Consider the following 20,035-nt stretch of genomic DNA (forward strand, 5'->3'; position numbering starts at 1 on the left):
CATTAAATACATGGAGCCTGCAAATAATCCAACAATCGCTGCGGCAGTTGGTCGATCAAGTGCTAGACCGCCGTCATTGACCATCGCAATCATATAAAGAACGAGTAAGGGCCGGATTCCATAATAAGAAAATCTTTCCCAAAGCTCTGTAAAAAATAGCGTTTGTAAGGGTTTAGGATGGCCGAAAAAAGCTTTATCCGATTGTTCAAAGTCATATTTCATTATTCAAATCCTTGAATGCTTTTAAGTTTTTTATAAACATAACTTTTGGTTTGTTTATTTATAACAAAAATTTATGCATATAGTTTTTAGTTTTTTTTAATAATAAAAGCAAGTTTGGCCTGTATAAAAAAAGTGAATGAAAAAGAACATGAATAGTAAAATTTTTTTTGCCGAGTAATTTGAGATCTATTATATGTAGTCCTATTAACTGCTTAGATAGCGACGAAATAGTGCGTTTATTTAGAGAAATTCATAAAAATGAAAAATAATTATTAGATTTTAACTAAAGCAGAAGGCATTTAACTGATGGTTTAAGTCATAAATTTAAGTTGCTGAAATAAACCAAAGGAACTCATTGGGGAAGATCGATGTCAAAGGAGTGATTATTTTCAAGTAACCAGATAAGAATCTCAGCATTATATATAAGAAAGTATTATGATCATGGACGACTGTTAGAAATTGATGCAGCGGGTTATATCAGTGCAACAATTTTGCACTAAATTAGGGCAATAATGAGCTATTTAAATATGCCATAATTTGAAAATGTGTGAATATGGTGCATTTACACAAGCAAACAGTATAATGGGTTCAAGACAAGGGGCCTAAATCATGAATACTTATAAGTAATTCAATGTTTTAGGTAAGTCTTATAAAGTTGGTATGAGAATTGCTTAATAAATACCAGCAACTAACACGCACTCAACAAGTGCAACAAAATTTCATTGGAGCAAAATGAGCATGGCGAACAAGGTCCTTCAACTCATACAAGAAAGTGGCGCAAAATGGGTCGATTTTCGCTTTACTGATACTAAGGGTAAAGAACAGCACGTAACTTACCCAGCTGATTCTATTGATGAAGATACTTTTGAAGACGGTAAAATGTTCGATGGTTCTTCAATCGCTGGTTGGAAAGGTATTGAAGCATCTGACATGATTTTACGTCCGGATGCAGAAACTGGTTTCATCGACCCGTTCTTTGCTGAGCCAACAGTAGTTGTGACTTGTGACGTTATTGAACCTTCAACTGGTCAAGGTTATGAACGTGACCCACGTTCGATTGCTCGCCGTGCAGAAGAATACTTAAAATCTACAGGTATCGGTGATACTGCATTCTTTGGTCCAGAGCCAGAATTCTTTGTATTTGACGAAGTGAAATGGGACATCGATATGTCTGGCGCTCGTCATACATTAATCGCTGAAGAAGCTGCTTGGTCTACTGGTAAAGATTACGAGTCTGGTAACTCAGGTCACCGTCCACGTGTTAAAGGTGGTTACTTCCCAGTTCCTCCAGTTGACTCTGCACAAGATATGCGTGCAGAAATGTGTGCAAAAATTGAAGACATCATGGGCCCAGGTCGTGTAGAAGTACACCACCACGAAGTTGCTTCTTGCCAATTAGAAATTGGTGTGAGCTTCAATACGCTTGTACGTAAAGCTGACGAAGTTCAACAGTTCAAATATGCTGTTTGGAACGTTGCACATCAATATGCAAAAACAGCTACGTTTATGCCTAAACCAATGGTAGGTGATAACGGTTCTGGTATGCACGTTCACATGTCTATCTCTAAAGATGGTAAGAACTTGTTTGCTGGTGATGAATATGCAGGCCTTTCAGAAATGGCGTTGTACTTCATCGGTGGTATCATCAAGCACGCTCGTGCATTGAATGCAATCACAAACCCATCTACAAACTCATACAAGCGTTTGGTTCCTCACTTCGAAGCACCAATTATGCTTGCTTACTCAGCACGTAACCGTTCTGCGTCTATCCGTATTCCTTACGTTTCTAACCCTAAAGGTAAGCGTATCGAAGCTCGTTTCCCAGACCCAATGATGAACCCGTACTTAGGTTTCGCTGCGTTATTAATGGCTGGTATCGACGGTATCCAAAACAAGATCCATCCGGGCGAAGCTGCTGATAAGAACTTATATGATCTTCCTCCAGAAGAAGAAGCAAAAATCCCAACAGTTGCTCATAGCCTAGATATGGCTCTTGAAGCACTTCAAGCAGATCACGAATTCTTGTTAAAAGGCGGCGTGTTCACTAAAGAAATGCTTGATGCATACATCGAACTTAAAACTGAAGATGTACGTCGTCTTAACACGACTACTCACCCAGTTGAATTCGATATGTACTACAGCCTGTAATACATACTTCATAAAAAAGCCTGCTTATGCAGGCTTTTTTATTGCTTGGAATGTTGATTGAATTCTCTACGTTTTTTATCAAAAAATTGGGGTAAACTAGGTGCGAGTTTTCATGTGAGCAGATTATGCGTAAACGACAACCAGTACTTAAGCAGGAAAAGACTTTAAATCCTGAATTGAAAACATGGTTGTATGCGTCTGGTTCTCTGACACAACAACTCACTGAGCTGGGTGGGGGGAGGTTCAGCGTAAAGCCTTTCAAAGAACATTTCCAGCGTTTAACTTTTGCCGACAGTCAATGGATGAACATGCCCCATACCCACACTTCTTGGGTAAGGGAAACCTATTTATATGGCAGTGATGTAGAGCCGTGGGTGAAAGCAAAAAGTATTTTTCCCATTCAAAGTTTACAAAAAAAAGCCCGTATATTTCAGCATATTGGTTCTAAGCCAATAGGTCTTTTTTTATTTCAAAGAACAACACCACTTTGTGATCGCCGGGTTATTCGTTTACCAGAAGGCTGGACGCGACAAAGTTGCTATACTTGGCATGGATGTAAATTTATTGTTCAAGAAACATTCTTACCGGCTTTTGAAGCTTTTTTATATCAGCAGCACGACAAGGAATTACTATGACGACTGCAACAGGTACAACATGGCGTCAGCGTTTAGAAGCTTATTATTATCTATGCCGATTTGATAAGCCAATTGGTACTGAACTGGTGTTTTGGCCAACCATGTGGGCACTTTGGGTTGCATCCAAAGGAATACCGAATTTAGGTATTTTATTCGTCATGGTTTTAGGTGTCATTTTTATGCGCGCTGCTGGATGTGCCATTAATGACTTTGCTGATCGTAAAGTAGATGGTCATGTAGAGCGTACAAAAACACGTCCGTTAGCAACAGGGGTTATTCGAGCCAGAGAAGCAGTATATGTATTCTTGGGTCTTGTTTTAGCAAGTGCATGTTTGTTGTTCTTTTTACCCATAGAAACTTTCTACTGGTCATTTGGAGCATTATTTTTAGCTTTCATTTATCCATTTATGAAACGCTATACCAACTTACCGCAAGTTTTTTTAGGAGCAGCATTTTCATGGTCAATTCCAATGGCCTTTACTGCGGTAGGTAAAACTCCGGATCTGACTTGCTGGTTGCTGTATTTTGGTAATTTGGCTTGGACAGTGGCTTATGACACTCAATATGCAATTACAGACCGTGAATATGATTTAAAGATTGGTGTGAAATCTACAGCTATTCTTTTTGGTCGATATGACATCCAGATTATTGCGCTTTTACAAGCAATAAGTCTTGTTTTGATTGGTACAGCGCTATATTTAGAAAATATCTTATTTCCTTGGGCCATTATTGCTTTAGTTGTAGTGGCATTTGATTTTATATATCAAACAATTAAAACCAAAGACCGCAACCCTCAGGTATGTTTTTGGGCATTCCGTCACAATCGTTGGGTTGGATTAATCATTTTTCTAGGAATAGTTTTAAATTTCATATAGTAAAAATGACCGTGAGGTTGAAAAGTGTTCTATGCAGAGCACTTTTTTTATGTCTTAATATTTGTGCATGAAAAATATGCGGAATAAATAACACATAAAAAGGATATTCTATGAAACGGTCAAAAATTGCTTTAGCTATAACATTATCAATTTCAGCATCATTTCTGACAGCATGTAATGACGATGATGATGATTACATTGGAGTAAATCCTGATAAAACGTACATCTCTGAAAAAAACTATTCTCAAGATACTTTAAGTGGTGCTGCCTCTATCAAAGTGATGACCTATAACATGGAGAATGTACAAGGAAAAACAGCTCAAGCAACGGCACTGGTCATGTTTCCTAAAGTTAATCAACCTAAGGATGGTTATCGAGTAGTAGTGTGGGAACATGGAACTGTAGGTGTAGGGGACAGTTGTGCACCAAGTAATAATACAATTAATCCACGGTTTAAGATCTTAGCCGATACATTGTTGGCGGCTGGTTATGTCGTGATTGCCCCAGATTATGAAGGATTGGGCACCCGGGGAATGCATCCATATTTGAATCTATCAAGTGAGGCTAAATCAGCATTAGCTGCTGTTAAGGCAGCGAAAGATCATTATGGTAATCAGTTAAATGGTGCATGGATGTCGATTGGGCAGTCTCAAGGTGGACATGCTTCATTAGGCACAGCGGAATTTGCTAATAATGATGCTAATTACAAAGGGGCGGTTGCAGGAGCGCCAGCTTCAAGCCTCGGATATATTATTTCTACAGTTGCACCACAAGCAATTCAAGATATTCTTAAAAAAGAGCAGGCTGGTACTGTACCTGCTGGTACGGCAGTAGAAGTATATGCTGAGCTTCTTGCATATGCCGCATATACTACCGTAGGTATTACTGCGTATGAGCCTAAATTTAATTATCGTGAAATTTTCCAACAACGTTCTCAAAGTATAGCTGAGTTCGCAGAGGGGACTACAGGTGAAAATGGTGTATGTTTAACCGATTTGCATAATAAATTTGCGGATGATATTCGAGATTTCCTGGCTACTAATGCCGGTAAAACAGTTTTAGATTATCCCGGTTTAGCTGGTAATTTCCAAGAAAACCCGACTGTGAAAAAGTTCTTGGCAGATAATCAGCCAGCTACTAAAAAAATCAATTCACCAGTCATGATTGTACAGGGTACTGCTGATATGGCTGTACCATATCCAGTCACGGATGCCCTGCAAAATGGTCTTAAAAAAATGGGAACTGATGTGACATTTGTACCTGTTTTAGGGGCTGCTCATACTCAAGCGATTGTATGTAGAAATGCTGAAATTTATCAATTTGTTCAATCTAAGATGCCAGCTAAAACAAATATAGTGCTTGATCCATCAGTAATAGATGCTAGTAAGAATGTTGAATGTACTGGAATAGCACAATAATTTTTTGCATTTAAGATATTCAAATTAAAAGGGTCTTAAAGAAGGCCCTTTTTTGTTATATTGTTACGCATTCTGAAATCGATACCGTTTGAGTTTGAAAAACTTATGAGCCAGCAATCTGTTGAAAAAAAATCTGTTCCTTGGTTATTAATGGGATTAGGTTTACTTATTCCTTTTCTGATTATTGGAATACTTTTTTTGGCTGCAAAAAGTGATGCTCAGAATAAAAAGCAATATGAACAGCAGCGTTTAGAAATGGAAAAAAGAATAGCTGAGAAAGAAGCTGCCAATTCTGACAAGAAATAACAGTAGTTTTTAATAAATATCTTTTTGTAGCTGGCGTACACTCGGGATGTTTGTATAGCGTCTTACGATATAACCTGCCTCTATGAGCATTTGATCACGAAGACGATCTTCTTCTACTTTCTCAAGGTGAGTAGGGTCATCTAGCTCAATAATGGCTATTACTTCCATGTTTTCATCAAGCAAAACAAAATCAGTGACTTTACGGTTGAACTGACTACGAACCTTATAATCATTACTGGTTATTAATGCGCTAAAAGCCACTTGTGCTAGAACATGATAACTTGGGAAACTCTGTTTTAAGCGTATAAACATTTGAGTTTCAAAATTAGTAATAACAGGACGGGCAAAGAACTTTTGTTTTGGAAATAAATAAGGACGTAAACAAACAAGAAGAAAAATACAGGTGCTTAAGCAACCTAAAATAATAAAAAATAAGTGACTCGATTCAAACATGTGAAGACATCATACAAATAAAAACCCACTCATAAGGAGTGGGTTTTTAAGAATCTTGGCTCTCCCACCTGGGCTCGAACCAGGGACCTGCGGATTAACAGTCCGTCGCTCTACCGACTGAGCTATGGGAGAATCTGGAAAGGGATTTTAGGCAGGAAAGGGGGCGAGGTCAAGGGTTAATAATGGAATTAGTGAAAATATCTAACTGATTGGTTTAAAAATATTCGAAACATTGATTTTATTCAAAATAATAGAAAAATATTAAATGATTAGAAAAGAAAAAGCCCACAATGAATGTGGGCTTTTAGAATCTTGGCTCTCCCACCTGGGCTCGAACCAGGGACCTGCGGATTAACAGTCCGTCGCTCTACCGACTGAGCTATGGATATGCTTTTGTTGTACTAAAAATAAAAAAAACCACCCAAAACAGGGTGGTTTTTTATAAAGAAATAAAATTATTTCTCTACACCAGCTGGTTGGCCTGCAAGTTTTGCATTTGCATAGTCCCAGTTCACAAGGTTTTCTAAGAAAGTTGCGATGTATTTAGGACGTAAGTTACGGAAATCGATGTAGTAAGCGTGTTCCCATACGTCAATTGTTAATACAGCAATTTGACCATGTGCAAGTGGAGTGTCTGCATTAGAAGTTTTAGTAATAGAAAGTTTACCGTTTACTTCATCAGCAACTAACCAAGCCCAACCTGAACCGAATTGAGTTGTTGCAGCAGCAGTAAATTCTTCTGCAAATTTTTCGTAGCTACCAAAAGCTTCGTCAATTTTAGCAGCGATTGCGCCAGTAGGCTTACCACCACCGTTTGGCTTCATGCTGTTCCAGTAGAAAGTGTGGTTCCAAACTTGAGCAGCATTGTTGAAAATACCAGCTTTAGATGCATCACCAGCAGTTGCTTTAATGATTTCTTCTAAAGTTTTACCTTCAAGGTCAGTACCTTTGATTAAGTTGTTTAAGTTAACAACATAGGTATTGTGATGTTTGTCGTGATGGTATTCTAAAGTTTCTTTACTGATATGTGGCGCTAAATCATCATAGCCATATGGAAGTGCAGGTAAAGTAATGGTTGTCATGTTCCTATTCCTTGCATTTGCTGGGTTATACAATTAAGTGGCTCTATTGTAAATGATTCTGGATGCAATAGGGCAGCCTTTTAAAGAACTATACACAATAAAGATCTAATTAATACGCATAACACAGATTGAAAAAAAGACTTAATTAAATCGGATTATTCAATTCAAAATATTCACTTTCAATAGCAAACTGCTTTGAAATTGCTTGTGCTAAACGTTGAACCCCATAACGTTCGGTTGCATGGTGACCACAGGCAAAATAATGAACGCCTAATTCTTTTGCTTCATAAAAAGTTCGTTCACTGACTTCGCCTGAAATATAAGCATCGCAATTTTGTAAAGCAGCTTTAGCAATAAAATCTTGAGCACCGCCTGTACAGAAGCCCACTTTTTGAATACTTTGTTTTTCAGCCGGTAAATGGATCACTTTAAAATCAAAACTGTTTTGTAGTTTTGCTTTAAATTCCTCTACAGAAAGCGCTTGCTCTAAATAACCGATATTACCAATTGGATGTTTCTCGGTTAGATCAAGTGGTTCTAAATTTTGTAAGTTTAGTTTTTCTGCAATAGCGATATTATTGCCTAAACTCGGATGTGCATCTAAAGGAAGATGGTACGCGACTAATGAGATATTATTTTGAATAAGTTTTTTTATACGGTTACCTCGCATACCAGTAATTGGATACGGTTCGCCTTTCCAAAAATAACCGTGGTGTACGAGTAAGAGATCGGCATTCTGAGCAATGGCTGCATCAATTGCATCTTCAGAAGCAGTAACCGCACAAAGAATACGTTTTACTTCAGTTGAACCTTCAATTTGCAGGCCATTTGGTGCGTAATCTTTAAATTCTGCTGCTTTTAAGGTTTGGTCGCACCACTGAATAATTTCATGCAAATTTGCCATGATATTTCCTGAATTGAGTAGTAAAAGTTGCTAAAGCTATAGAAACATATTTTGTTGTGTAACTAAAGCTAGACAAATCTTTTTTGACTTTTTTATGTATATCGACATATTTAATTTAAAATGCTTAACTGAAAACTCTTTTTGTTCAATATATTAATTTAATTAAAAACTTCTTTGCGTAGAGGATATGAACGTGCGCCGCACCTTTACATGGTTACCTTGGGTGTTACTTATTATTGTAATTGCCAGTTTTATTGCATGGCAAAAATACCATCAGCCGAAACCAACTGTTGCAGTTGATGGGGTGCAAATGCCAGCTGAGAAAGTTGAGCCACTGGTTGATACTTCTCGAACGGGCGGGGTGGTGTCTTATAGTGCTGCGGTAAAAGTTGCAGCACCAGCAGTAGTTAATATTTTTACGACCCAGAAAGTTAAACAAAATCATCCTTTATTAAGTGATCCGGTATTCCGTGAATTTTTTGGAAATCAGGTTCCTGAGCAACAACAGCAAAATGAAAATAGTTTAGGTTCAGGGGTTATTGTCCGCGCCGATGGTTACATTCTCACCAATAATCATGTGATTGCTCAAGCTGACCAGATTGTGGTGGCATTACATGATGGACGCCGAGCAGAAGCTACAATTGTTGGCACCGACCCTGATACAGATTTGGCGGTTATTAAAATCGATTTAGATAAATTACCAGTATTGCCTTTTAAGCTCAGTGGTAATGAAGTTGGTGATGTTGTTTTAGCGATTGGTAACCCATTTGGCGTAGGGCAAACTGTAACTCAAGGGATTATTTCAGCAACCGGTCGCTCTGATTTAGGTATTAATACCTATGAAGACTTTATTCAAACTGATGCTGCAATTAACCCAGGTAACTCAGGTGGCGCATTAATCGATGTGGCTGGTAACTTGATTGGTGTAAATACGGCGATTTTCTCACAATCGGGTGGCTCTTTAGGAATTGGCTTCGCGATTCCGGCAAAGGTTTGTCAGCAAGTATTAAACTCGATTTTAAAAGATGGTCGTGTTGTTCGTGGTTGGTTGGGTATTAGTTTACTTCCACCTACACAAGACGATGTATTGGCACCTAAACAGCACCGGCAGATGCTGCGGGGATTAAAGTTGGCGATAAAATTGTTCAGGTGAATAATGAACCGATCACTTCAGCTTCTCATTTAATTAATTACGTCGCTTTGCAAGCACCAAATAGCGAAATTAATGTTCTGGTTGAAAGAGAAGGTAAACAACAAAACTATGTTGTGACGGTAGGTGAGCGAAAAGCACAGAATACACAATCTCAGTATATTCCGCTTCCAAGACGTTAAAACCTAAATAAAAAAAGCCTCATTTTGAGGCTTTTTTTATTGTTGTTCATTAGGAGTGACTAAGACTTTGATGCTGATTTTTAAATTCAGCTAAAGCTTCAATTCGATATTGAATAAGCATTTCACCAATTTCAGCACCCTTAATGTTCTCCGGTAAATCTTGAACTTTAATTGAGCGAACAATTTGCATGGCTTCACGCATGTATTGAGCTTGAGGATATGGACGATCTTCTAGTCCTAATCTGCCTTTTGCATCACACTCGCAGGCTTGTACAAAAGCTTCCACTCTTTCTGGACGACGTAAAACATCTAAGCGTTGCAATAGACGCCATAAAGTACCAGGTTTCAAGGACATAATCTGATGACATTTTAAATGTTCTTTACAAACAGATAAGGCTAATTGTTTGGTTTGTGTCGGAACTCTTAAACGTTCACATAATTGGGTAACTGGCTTAATTCCACGTTCTTCATGCATGATATGACGAGGAAGTTCCTCGGCTGGAGTGAGAGCCTTACCAAGATCATGTACTAAAACAGCGAAACGTACATCAAGCGAGTAGTTCGACTTACAAGCTTGCTGTAATGACATTAAAGTATGAATGCCACAATCCACTTCAGGATGATATTCGGGGCGTTGAGGCACACCGAATAAAGCATCAATCTCAGGGAAAAGATGTTTTAAGGCCCCACAATCACGCAAAGTTTGGAAATAAATATCGGCATGATTTTCCATTAAAGCGCGTGAAGTTTCTTTCCAGACGCGCTCTGGTGTTAGTGCATCAAGTTCACCTGAATCTGCCATGGTTTGCATAAGTTGCAATGTCTCTGGCGCAATTTGAAAACCATATGGGAAATATCGGGCGGCAAAACGCGCGACTCGCAATACCCGTAAAGGGTCTTCAGCAAAAGCTTCTGAAACGTGGCGTAGAATTTTATTTTCTAAATCGTTTTGGCCACCATATGGATCATATATTTTACCGTCTTGATCCATTGCAATCGCATTAATGGTTAAGTCTCGACGAATTAAGTCATCTTCTAAACTTACGGTTGTATCAGTAAAGAATTGAAACCCGTGATATCCCTGCCCAGACTTTCGTTCGGTTCGTGCAAGTGCGTATTCTTCTTTGGTTTCGGGATGAAGAAACACAGGGAAATCTTTGCCTACAGGTTGAAAACCTTGGGCGAGCATGTGTTCCGGCGTTGCACCGACCACAACATAGTCTTTTTCTTGATAGGGATGCCCAAGTAAATAATCTCGAACAGCACCGCCTACTAAATACACTTGCATGAAAAAACCTCTATTCTTCAAGCAATCATGCTACAGAATAGAGGTTTTCTCAAGTCATTAGAAAGGCTTTTCGTAAAAAGCGGTTTCTAAATTACTTTTCTTGCTGTTGAATTTCAGCAACAGTTAAAGCAGTCATATTGATAAGACGGCGAGTCGTCGCTGTCGGAGTCAAAATATGAACTGGTTTAGCAGCACCTAGTAAAATTGGACCAATTGTTACGTTGTTACCAGAAGTTGCTTTTAACAAGTTGAACGAAATATTTGCTGCATCTAGGTTCGGCATAATCAATAAGTTCGCTGAACCTTTGAAACGAGAACCAGGGAATGCAAAATGACGAATATTTTCGTCTAATGCTGCATCACCATGCATTTCACCTTCAACTTCAAGCTCTGGAGCTTGCTCAGATAAAATACGATAAACTTCACGCATTTTTTGAGCGCTTGAATCTGTCTGGTCACTACCAAAGCTTGAATGAGAAAGTAGCGCTACGCGTGGTGTAATACCAAAACGACGTACTTCTTCAGCCGCTAAAATAGTCATTTCAGCAAGTTGTTCAGCAGTCGGGTTAGTGTTTACATAAGTATCAGCAATAAACAAGTTACGATCTTCAAGCATTAATGCATTAAGCGTGAAGAAGTTGTTCATGCCTTCTTTAAGACCAATTACATTGCGTACGAAGTCAAGGTGAATGTTATAGCTACTGTAAGTACCACATAACATCCCATCTGCTTTGCCAAACTTAACTAGAAGTGCAGCAATGAGTGTTGAACGACGGCGAGCTTCACGTTGAGCATATTCAACAGTGATGCCTTTGCGTTGCATGGTTTGATAGTAGTCTTTCCAGAACTCTTCGTATAACGGATTTTGTTCTTGATCTACAATTTCGATATTTACGCCGTGTTGTAAACGTAAGCCTAATTTTTTGATGTTTGCTTCAATGACTGCTGTACGACCAACTAAGATTGGTTTAGCTAAATCTTCATCAACTGCAATTTGAACAGCACGTAATACGCGCTCATCTTCACCTTCAGCGTATGCAATACGTTTAGGATCTGTTTTTGCTTGAGCAAAAATCGGTTTCATCAAGAATGCTGAGTTATAAACAAACTCAGAAAGTTTTTGACGATATGCAGAGAAATCTTCGATAGGACGAGTTGCAACACCTGAATCCATTGCTGCTTTAGCAACAGCAGGCGCAATTTCTAAAATCAAACGTTGATCAAGTGGACGTGGAATTAAGTAGTCACGACCAAATGAAGCAGATTTTTCACCATAAGTAGCTGCGTCAGCTTCTACGTGAGCCATACGTGCAATTGCGTGTACACATGCAATTTTCATATCTTCGTTAATTGTTGTAGCACCTACGTCAAGTGCACCACGGAAGATATAAGGGAAACATAAAGCATTGTTTACTTGGTTCGGGTAGTCCGAACGACCAGTTGCCATGATTACATCTGGACGTACTTCATGTGCATGTTCAGGCAGAATTTCTGGATCCGGGTTTGCTAATGCAAAAATAATCGGATTTTCAGCCATTTGTTTCACCATATCTTTGGTGAGAATACCAGCAGCTGAAAGACCTAAGAACATATCCGCGCCAGCCATTACTTCATGTAATTGAGTCGCTTTAATGTCTTGTACATAACGTTTTTTCGATTCATCCAAGCCTTCACGTGAAGTTGTAAGAAGACCACGAGAATCGGCAACAATGATGTTTTCTTTATTTACACCTAAAGCACAAAGTAAATCTAAACAAGAAAGGGCAGCAGCACCTGCACCTGAAGCAACGATTTTGATTTCTTCAATTTTCTTATTAACGATTTGTAGAGCATTTAATAATGCTGAACCTACAATAATACTTGTTCCGTGTTGGTCATCATGGAACACAGGAATTTTCATGCGTTCACGAAGTTTCTTTTCAATGTAGAAACATTCAGGCGCTTTGATATCTTCAAGGTTAATACCGCCGAAAGTTGGTTCTAATGAAGCAACAATATCAACGATTTTATCTGGATCGTTTTCAGCAATTTCAATATCAAATACATCGACACCAGCGAACTTTTTGAACAGAACGCCTTTACCTTCCATTACCGGTTTAGAAGCTAATGGACCAATATTACCTAAACCAAGAACCGCAGTACCGTTACTGACAACAGCAACCAAGTTACCACGCGCTGTATATTTTGCAGCAGCTGAAGGATCACGTTCAATCTCTAAACATGGAGCAGCAACCCCTGGTGAATAAGCTAGAGCCAAATCTCGTTGGTTGACAAGTTGCTTACTTGGCGTGACGCTGATTTTCCCTGGATTTGGATATTCGTGGTAATTTAAAGCGGCCTGTTTTAAAGATTGATCGTCCATCTGAGTCTCTATTGATACAAAAAAGCAAACTAGTCAAGTTGCTCACAAAGGTTGGTAATTTATCTGCTTACTATGTACAAAATTATATCAAGTAACATAATAGGTAGACGAATGGCCAATAGCCTCATGGTGAGCTAAATGCTAAAGAATATAACACTACTTCTCTATTTCTCACAGTCAAAAACGCTCATTTTTGGAAAAACCAGCGCATGTAAAATAGACTGTTAAAACAATTATCAAATATGCGTATTTGTTTGTAGATATTGAAGAATCTGATTTGGATGAAGTGGACGGCTAAAGAAAAAGCCTTGTAAAAAATCACATTGCTGCTTTTGTAGATAAATAACTTGTTCTTCGGTTTCCACACCTTCTGCAACTAGTTTTAATCCCATGCTTTTACCCATCGCAATCATTGCATTCACAATTGCTTCTTGTTTTTGATCACCGATTTTCGAAACAAAGGCCCGGTCAATTTTTAAAACATCGATTGGGTATTCTGTTAAATAAGCTAGCGATGAATATCCAGTGCCAAAATCATCTAGTGCAATTGAAATATTACGTTCTTTAATGGAGTGCAATAGTTTTTTTACATTGTCAGTATTATCTAATAAAGCAGATTCCGTGATTTCTAGTTCTAAATTTGAACCATCAAGATGATATGTGTCTAAAACTTCGTCTAAATCACTGAGTAAAAGACCTCGATGAATTTGTTGAGCAACAATATTTACAGAAACTCGGACATCGGCATAGCCAGCTTTTTTCCATTCTTGTAGCTGTTTGCCAACTTTATCTAAAACGACTTTACCAATATCGGAAATAAGGCTACTACGTTCAGCAAAAGGAATGAACATATTTGGCATAACTAACCCTTTTTCAGGATGCTGCCAGCGAATGAGTGCTTCAAAACCTTTAATCGATTTGTCATTTAAATTAATTTTTGGTTGATAATACACCACAAATTCATCATTTTGAATGGCTTTACGCAACTCTTGTTCTAAGTCTGCTGTTTTATATGGGTTTGTAGTTTTATTACAGTAATAGCTAATAGTATTGCCACCTAAACGTTTTGCTTCCGACAACGCTTGTTCGGCATGATTGTTGAGGTGATCAATTTGCCGGCCATGCTCAGGGAAACAAGCAACCCCAATAGAAGCTGTAATGAAATATTCTTGTTCATCAATATAAAAAGGCGCATTTAAAGCTTGTAATATATTTTGGCAATATTGCTCAATGTTGGGATGAATAGGTGATATTTCATAAATAATTGCAAAATCATCGCCGTTTAAGTAAGCCACTAAAATTGCATTGATATTGGTCAGTCGTAGTCGCTGTGCAAATTGTTTAAGTAACTCATCCCCACTATCATTATTTAGAAACTCATTAAATGCTCTAAATCTATCGATATTAATACGTATTAAAGCCAAATTTTTAAAACTATAAGATGGATTAACAAGATATTGATGTAATTGATTATAATAGTAAAAGCGGTTAGGAAGGTGAGTCAAACTATCATAGTTTTTTAAATAAGATAAATGCTGCTCTTGTCGCTTTTGGTCGGTTAAATCACGTGCAAAACCAATATAATTAATAATCTGGTTGTACTCATCTTTAACTGCATTAATATGAAGCCATAAATAGACACTTTTACCCGATGTAAACTTTTCATCAAATTGGCCCATATATTCGCCAGTTTTTAGAAGTTGTTGAGTAATGGAGTCGTGAAATTGTTGTTGCTGTAGCTTCTGATTTATTGTGATATTAAATAGCTGCTGACTTAATAATTCAGATTTTGAAAAGCCAGTTAATTTCTCATAATAGGGGTTAACTTCAATATAGTTGAGTTTTTCATCTAGAATAAAAATTCCTTCAGCTGCTTGCTCAAGCACAATCGCAGAAAGTCTCAAATGTTCTTGATCTTTTTTTTCCTGATGAATATCTCTGGTCATTCCAACCATACGTAAAGCTTTATTGGTTTTAGGATCACGGCTAATGACACGTCCTACGTCATGAATCCAACGCCAAGAACCATTACGACGTAAAATGCGGAAAGTAATATTGAAGTGATCAGACTTTCCTTCCAAGTGTTCTTTTAAACGTTCATCAAATAACTTTCGGTCATTGGGATGAATGCGCTCTAAAATTGACTTGAGGTGTAAAGGAGTATTTTGAGTTTGTTTTTGTTGATCAAAAAACGTTATTTCTAATTTTTGTTTCTCAATATCCCAATCCCACGGTCGGATACCTGCTGTTTCATGTGCAAATGCTAAATTATGATGATGGCTTTCAAGCCTCTCATTCATTTTAGTGAGGTCATATGTCCTTTCCCTAACCTTTTGTTCGAGCAAATGATTATTAAATTGAAGCTGTGCTTCAATATCTTTAGATTTATTTACTTCTTGTTGGAGCTGTACACATAACTCTTCAGCCCATTGAGTATGCTGTTCTGCTACTTGAACAAGTTGTTTATTTTTAAATAATAGTTGAGAAATTTTTTGATAGTTACGCTGAGTTGCATAAGCACAAAGCAAAGTTGCGACGAAAGCTAAATTATAAGCAAAGTAAAAGGGGAGTTGGGTGATTTGAGAATGAGTAAACTGTCCAATAATGAGTGGGACTGTACTTGGAATAAAGAGTAAATAAAAATATCGAGGTTGTTGAGTTAAAAATGTAAGACCAATAATGTGGGCTGAGGTAATAAATAATGCTATCAGGATATGAACATCAGAAACAGATATTAAAGTGTCAGGAAGGGAAAAATGCAGAACAATGATATTAATTCCCATTAAAATTCCAGACGTCAAACAAATGCCTTGTAGCATTAAATCGGTTTTCTTAATGAAATGAATATCACGATAATGTGTTAATAGCTTTGGGACAAATAATAGACAGGTAAGCGTTAAAATAGTAAAGCCAATTGACCAAATAAAGTTTGTAATGTAAGAAGTAAAGTAACAAAAGAAAATAATAGCTGAAATTAGGCACAGTAAAATTAGGCTAACAAGATACCAGCGGATATATTGAATTGAGAGGCGAAGCTGCTCAATTTTTGTTTGATGCTGTAAATATTCTTCCTGAAGGCCAGACATAAGATTTTTCTATCCTATTTTTTTACATTTATACAGAAAGAATCTGATTTATCAGTGGAAAAAAATTTAAATTAATATTCATATCGTAAAAGTAAGTTAACTTTAATTGTTGATTTAATCAATGTTCAATAAGTTTATATGGATAAAAACCGATAATTTAAAATAGATAATGCTACAACAGGTGCAGTTTCAGTACGTAATACACGGTCCCCAATACACCAGTTCATAAATCCAGCTTGATTGGCTTGCGTAATTTCATTGTCACTTAAACCACCCTCAGGACCAATTAAGAGGGCTAGTTCAGGTTGTATCCCTGCCAATACATCTTTTTGTTCTTTTTCAGGAGCTAAAACAAATTTAGATACAGGAAGGTCAGATGAGTCTAACCATTCATGAAGAGAAATAGGGGCTAAAACTTCTGGAACTAAATTGAGTCCACATTGCTCACATGCTGCAATTGCAACAGCTTGCCAATGATCTAATTTTTTTTGATCGCGGTCGTATTTCAAACGCATTTCGCAACGTTCACTGGTCAAGAGCTGAATCTTACTGACGCCAAGTTCAGTTGCTTTCTGAATGGCATAATCCATTCGGTCACCTTTACTCATGACCTGACCAAGAATGGCTTTAAATGGGGCATTACGGTTTACAGGATTAAAATTCTCAATAGTGACAAACGCATTTTTTTTATTAATTTCGGTCAATGTCGCGAGATACTCACCACCTTGGCCATTAAATAGTATGGCTTGTTCTTGTAATTGTGCGCGTAAAACACGTACCCAATGATGGAAGACTGATTCAGTTAGTTGAATTGTTGAGCCAACTGTAAGTTCAGTTTCGATAAAAAAACGATTCATTGGGTACGCCTTACAAAATTAATTTAAACCAAGGTCAACAACAAGCTGACGAGTTGGTTCGACTTGGTTCATTGAGTAGAAGTGTAAGCTTGGTGCACCACCTGCAATGAGGCGTTCGCATAGCTTAACAACAACTTCATGACCAAAAGCTTTAATACTTTCACTGTCATCGCCATAGGCTTGTAATTGCTTACGAATCCAGCGAGGAATTTCAGCACCAGTACCATCTGCAAAGCGAATTAAATTACTTGCATTGGTAATAGGCATGATACCAGGAGCGACTGGAATGTTAATTCCAGCTTTATCCAAACGCTCTATAAAATAAAAGTATGAGTCTGGATTAAAGAAGAATTGAGTAATTCCCGCATTGGCACCAGCTTGTACTTTTTCAATAAAACGTTGGATATCTGAGTCAAGGCTTTCGGCTTGAGGATGCATTTCTGGATAAGCTGCAACTTCAATATGAAAGTGGTCGCCTGAGTGCTCACGAATAAAACGTACTAAATCTTGAGCATAAGGAAGTTCGCCAAGACCAACCTGTCCAGATGGTAAGTCTCCCCGTAAAGCGACAATACGATCAATGCCTTGAGCCTTGTATAAATCGAGTAGTTCAGCAATACGCGTTTTATCATCACCAATACAAGAAAGGTGAGGGGCAACAGGAGTGCCTTTACCATTGAAATCTTCAATAGCAGCAAGTGTGCGTTCACGAGTAGAACCACCAGCACCATAAGTAATTGAGAAAAACTCTGGATTTAATTGCTGTAATTCTTGGTGAACAATACGAAGTTTTTCAGCACCGGCATCAGTTTTTGGCGGAAAAAACTCAAAAGAAATAGGTGTACGTTTAGTCATGTCAAATCCTTGTAAACAGCGAAACATTTTTAGAAAAAAGGGCAGTCGGTTCACCGTCTGCCCTTAAGTTCTTAGTATTTGTAAGCGTCAGATTTGAATGGCCCCTCAACAGCAACGCCTAAATAATCAGCTTGCTCTTGAGTTAACTGAGTAAGTACACCACCGAAACCTGCAACCATTGCAGCAGCAACTTCTTCGTCAAGTTTCTTAGGAAGAACTTCTACGCGAATTTTTGCAGCTTTTTCACTTGCAGGTAGGTCGGCAAATTTCTCTTGGAATAAGTGAATTTGACCTAAAACTTGGTTAGCAAAAGAACCGTCCATTACACGTGATGGGTGACCAGTTGCATTACCTAAGTTTACAAGGCGGCCTTCAGAAAGAAGGATAAGGTAATCGTTTTCATCTTCTGAACGATAAACTTGGTGAACTTGTGGCTTAACTTCAACCCACTTGTAACCACGTAAATAAGCCGTGTCGATTTCTGTATCGAAGTGACCGATGTTACATACAACTGCACCAGCTTTTAAGCTGTCTAACATTGCTGCATCACACACGTGGTAGTTACCAGTTGTTGTTACAACAAGGTCAGTGTTGCCAAGAAGATCGTGGTTAATATCTTCTTTTTTACCTGTTTGTACGCCGTTTTTGTATGGAGATACAACTTCATAACCATCCATACATGCTTGCATTGCACAAATTGGGTCAACTTCAGTTACACGAACGATCATACCTTCTTGACGTAAAGATTGAGCAGAACCTTTACCTACGTCACCGTAACCGATCACAAGCGCACGACGGCCAGATAAAAGCATATCTGTTGCACGTTTGATTGCGTCATTTAATGAGTGACGGCAACCATATTTGTTGTCGTTTTTAGACTTAGTAACAGAGTCATTTACGTTGATTGCCGGTACTTTTAAAGTGCCGTCTTTCCACATTTCGATAAGACGTTGAACACCTGTTGTGGTTTCTTCGGTAATACCGTGAATGCGCTCTAAAAGTGCAGGATATTTTTCATGAACAAGAGCAGTTAAGTCACCGCCATCATCCAAGATCATGTTGGCATCCCAAGGTTGGCCATTTACATTGATTTGTTGTTCAAGACACCATACATATTCTTCTTCAGTTTCACCCTTCCAAGCAAAAACTGGAATACCGCGAGCAGCAATTGCAGCAGCAGCGTGGTCTTGAGTCGAGAAGATATTACAAGATGTCCAACGAACTTCAGCACCTAACTCAACAAGCGTTTCAATAAGAACCGCTGTTTGAATGGTCATGTGGATACAACCAAGAATTTTTGCACCAGCAAGTGGTTTAGACGCTGCATAGCGTTTACGTAAGCCGATCAAAGCTGGCATTTCTGCTTCAGCAAGTTTGATTTCTTTACGACCGTAGTCAGCAAGTGAGATGTCAGCAACTTTGTAATCTGTAAATGAAGCATTAACCGCGTTCATCAGGATCTCCTAGGAAAAAATAGTATTGATCATTCTGTTCGCGGATGCCGTTGTTGGTTAAAACGACTGTTTAACCGATCGTCGAGCCTGGCAAAATGATCTTTAGTGCCGATCATTTGTCGCAGCATCCCTCGACTAGCGGAACATTGTACTTGGAAAAGCTTTTAGTGCCAATCCAGTTTTGTTTATTATCTGCGTAATTACGACTTTAGATTTAAATTATGGCCTTAAATATTCCCGAATCTTTGGCAAACCTCGAAGCGAACTGTGGCCTTTTTGCAGTTTGGATGGTACTTCAACATCATGGAGTGCAAATTGATGTTGCTGAGCTAATTAAAGTTTGCCGTTATGACGATGAAGGAACTTATACGATTGCTTTAGCCGTTGCTTTAAAAAAGTTGGGCTTTGAGGTGTCATTTTACTCAGATCATGATCCTAACATTAGCTCAAGCGAACGCATGAGCTATAAAGAAGCAAAGATATTAAAAATACCAACTGGGCCAGCGCTGAGCTATCAAGATATTCAAACAGAGACGCAAAATGGAAAAATGGTGATTGTGTACTACGACACTTTAGAAGGGGTAGGGAATCAGTCGCTCATTTATTCTATAGATCAAAATGAAATCTGCTTTTTTGATAGTTTTGAGCCGATGTCGGCAGCAGTTTTTGAGAATCAACGTAAAGCAGAAGGTATTTGCCGTCAGGCTGTCGTGATTGGTGATCGTAATTTAAATATTCATTCGACTAAATTGAATTAA

The 20,035-nt window shown here is 38.2% G+C and carries 16 protein-coding genes, 1 tRNA gene and 1 pseudogene; 7 read left to right on the forward strand and 11 right to left on the reverse strand.

Going from position 1 to position 20,035, the window contains the following annotated elements; translation table 11 throughout:
• The coding region (locus C1642_RS06640) for a dipeptide/tripeptide permease (RefSeq protein ID WP_103236097.1) at positions 1–222 on the reverse strand (222 nt) is incomplete at its 3' end.
• Between the two features lie 732 nt (positions 223–954).
• Here C1642_RS06640 and glnA point away from each other — a divergent pair.
• The 5 genes from glnA to C1642_RS06665 all read left to right on the forward strand — a co-directional run bounded on the left by glnA (position 955) and on the right by C1642_RS06665 (position 5,604).
• Positions 955–2,370 (forward strand): type I glutamate--ammonia ligase, encoded by a 1,416-nt coding sequence (gene glnA / locus C1642_RS06645; protein WP_000061267.1) that lies wholly within the window; start codon positions 955–957, stop codon positions 2,368–2,370.
• Positions 2,371–2,495: 125 nt separating this feature from the next.
• Positions 2,496–3,005, forward strand: coding sequence for a chorismate--pyruvate lyase family protein (locus C1642_RS06650; RefSeq protein ID WP_001231793.1), 510 nt, complete (start codon positions 2,496–2,498; stop codon positions 3,003–3,005).
• Positions 3,002–3,880: a 4-hydroxybenzoate octaprenyltransferase gene (ubiA, locus tag C1642_RS06655; protein WP_103236098.1), complete on the forward strand. Its 879-nt coding sequence runs from the start codon at positions 3,002–3,004 to the stop codon at positions 3,878–3,880. Before C1642_RS06650 ends, ubiA begins: the two co-directional genes overlap by 4 nt.
• Before the next feature lie 110 nt (positions 3,881–3,990).
• A complete protein-coding gene (locus C1642_RS06660; protein ID WP_103236099.1) occupies positions 3,991–5,298 on the forward strand; it encodes a lipase family protein in 1,308 nt (435 codons plus the stop codon).
• Positions 5,299–5,403: 105 nt separating this feature from the next.
• Positions 5,404–5,604, forward strand: coding sequence for a hypothetical protein (locus C1642_RS06665; RefSeq protein WP_000082790.1), 201 nt, complete (start codon positions 5,404–5,406; stop codon positions 5,602–5,604).
• Between the two features lie 9 nt (positions 5,605–5,613).
• Here the strand turns inward: C1642_RS06665 and C1642_RS06670 are convergent, their stop codons facing one another.
• The 4 genes from C1642_RS06670 to C1642_RS06690 all read right to left on the reverse strand — a co-directional run bounded on the left by C1642_RS06670 (position 5,614) and on the right by C1642_RS06690 (position 8,043).
• Entirely contained in the window at positions 5,614–6,057 is a 444-nt protein-coding gene (locus tag C1642_RS06670) for a DUF2726 domain-containing protein (protein ID WP_000464149.1), read from the reverse strand.
• Between the two features lie 56 nt (positions 6,058–6,113).
• Positions 6,114–6,189: transfer RNA gene (locus C1642_RS06675), tRNA-Asn, on the reverse strand.
• 323 nt (positions 6,190–6,512) lie between these two features.
• Entirely contained in the window at positions 6,513–7,139 is a 627-nt protein-coding gene (locus tag C1642_RS06685) for a superoxide dismutase (protein ID WP_000208082.1), read from the reverse strand.
• Between the two features lie 145 nt (positions 7,140–7,284).
• Positions 7,285–8,043, reverse strand: a complete 759-nt coding sequence (locus tag C1642_RS06690; protein ID WP_001284927.1) for a Nif3-like dinuclear metal center hexameric protein — start codon at positions 8,041–8,043, stop codon at positions 7,285–7,287.
• A gap of 193 nt (positions 8,044–8,236) precedes the next feature.
• Here C1642_RS06690 and C1642_RS06695 point away from each other — a divergent pair.
• A pseudogene (locus C1642_RS06695) lies at positions 8,237–9,375 on the forward strand (S1C family serine protease).
• 49 nt (positions 9,376–9,424) lie between these two features.
• On the opposite strand, the gene C1642_RS06700 reads toward C1642_RS06695, so the two are convergent.
• The 6 genes from C1642_RS06700 to ahcY all read right to left on the reverse strand — a co-directional run bounded on the left by C1642_RS06700 (position 9,425) and on the right by ahcY (position 19,277).
• Positions 9,425–10,663 carry a multifunctional CCA addition/repair protein gene (locus C1642_RS06700; RefSeq protein WP_001198539.1) on the reverse strand — a complete coding sequence of 413 codons (1,239 nt, stop codon included), beginning with the start codon at positions 10,661–10,663 and terminating at the stop codon, positions 9,425–9,427.
• Between the two features lie 91 nt (positions 10,664–10,754).
• A complete protein-coding gene (locus C1642_RS06705) occupies positions 10,755–13,025 on the reverse strand; it encodes an NADP-dependent malic enzyme (protein WP_000342684.1) in 2,271 nt (756 codons plus the stop codon).
• 236 nt (positions 13,026–13,261) lie between these two features.
• Complete coding sequence (locus C1642_RS06710) at positions 13,262–16,111, reverse strand: putative bifunctional diguanylate cyclase/phosphodiesterase (RefSeq protein ID WP_000016026.1); 2,850 nt, start codon at positions 16,109–16,111, stop codon at positions 13,262–13,264.
• Positions 16,112–16,245: 134 nt separating this feature from the next.
• The gene (locus C1642_RS06715; RefSeq protein ID WP_016685952.1) at positions 16,246–16,968 is read right to left on the reverse strand and encodes a 16S rRNA (uracil(1498)-N(3))-methyltransferase; all 723 of its coding nucleotides are present in this window, start codon (positions 16,966–16,968) and stop codon (positions 16,246–16,248) included.
• Between the two features lie 18 nt (positions 16,969–16,986).
• Complete coding sequence (gene metF / locus C1642_RS06720; RefSeq protein WP_000167013.1) at positions 16,987–17,823, reverse strand: methylenetetrahydrofolate reductase [NAD(P)H]; 837 nt, start codon at positions 17,821–17,823, stop codon at positions 16,987–16,989.
• A 71-nt stretch (positions 17,824–17,894) separates the two neighbouring features.
• Entirely contained in the window at positions 17,895–19,277 is a 1,383-nt protein-coding gene (gene ahcY / locus C1642_RS06725; RefSeq protein WP_000994842.1) for an adenosylhomocysteinase, read from the reverse strand.
• Between the two features lie 221 nt (positions 19,278–19,498).
• On the opposite strand from ahcY, the gene C1642_RS06730 reads away from it, so the two are divergent.
• Positions 19,499–20,035: a cysteine peptidase family C39 domain-containing protein gene (locus C1642_RS06730; protein ID WP_001196995.1), complete on the forward strand. Its 537-nt coding sequence runs from the start codon at positions 19,499–19,501 to the stop codon at positions 20,033–20,035.

This window comes from Acinetobacter sp. AKBS16 (assembly GCF_002899995.1).
In the GTDB taxonomy this organism is placed as follows: domain Bacteria; phylum Pseudomonadota; class Gammaproteobacteria; order Pseudomonadales; family Moraxellaceae; genus Acinetobacter; species Acinetobacter baumannii.

Bases quoted from the DNA above. Each gene is read 5' to 3' on its own strand.
- C1642_RS06650 (WP_001231793.1), top strand. From the start codon at position 2,496: ATGCGTAAACGACAACCAGTACTTAAGCAGGAAAAGACTTTAAATCCT.
- metF (WP_000167013.1), bottom strand. From the start codon at position 17,823: ATGACTAAACGTACACCTATTTCTTTTGAGTTTTTTCCGCCAAAAACT.
- C1642_RS06670 (WP_000464149.1), bottom strand. From the start codon at position 6,057: ATGTTTGAATCGAGTCACTTATTTTTTATTATTTTAGGTTGCTTAAGC.
- C1642_RS06715 (WP_016685952.1), bottom strand. From the start codon at position 16,968: ATGAATCGTTTTTTTATCGAAACTGAACTTACAGTTGGCTCAACAATT.
- glnA (WP_000061267.1), top strand. From the start codon at position 955: ATGAGCATGGCGAACAAGGTCCTTCAACTCATACAAGAAAGTGGCGCA.
- C1642_RS06660 (WP_103236099.1), top strand. From the start codon at position 3,991: ATGAAACGGTCAAAAATTGCTTTAGCTATAACATTATCAATTTCAGCA.
- C1642_RS06690 (WP_001284927.1), bottom strand. From the start codon at position 8,043: ATGGCAAATTTGCATGAAATTATTCAGTGGTGCGACCAAACCTTAAAA.
- C1642_RS06700 (WP_001198539.1), bottom strand. From the start codon at position 10,663: ATGCAAGTGTATTTAGTAGGCGGTGCTGTTCGAGATTATTTACTTGGG.
- C1642_RS06730 (WP_001196995.1), top strand. From the start codon at position 19,499: ATGGCCTTAAATATTCCCGAATCTTTGGCAAACCTCGAAGCGAACTGT.
- C1642_RS06710 (WP_000016026.1), bottom strand. From the start codon at position 16,111: ATGTCTGGCCTTCAGGAAGAATATTTACAGCATCAAACAAAAATTGAG.
- ahcY (WP_000994842.1), bottom strand. From the start codon at position 19,277: ATGAACGCGGTTAATGCTTCATTTACAGATTACAAAGTTGCTGACATC.
- C1642_RS06665 (WP_000082790.1), top strand. From the start codon at position 5,404: ATGAGCCAGCAATCTGTTGAAAAAAAATCTGTTCCTTGGTTATTAATG.
- C1642_RS06705 (WP_000342684.1), bottom strand. From the start codon at position 13,025: ATGGACGATCAATCTTTAAAACAGGCCGCTTTAAATTACCACGAATAT.
- ubiA (WP_103236098.1), top strand. From the start codon at position 3,002: ATGACGACTGCAACAGGTACAACATGGCGTCAGCGTTTAGAAGCTTAT.
- C1642_RS06685 (WP_000208082.1), bottom strand. From the start codon at position 7,139: ATGACAACCATTACTTTACCTGCACTTCCATATGGCTATGATGATTTA.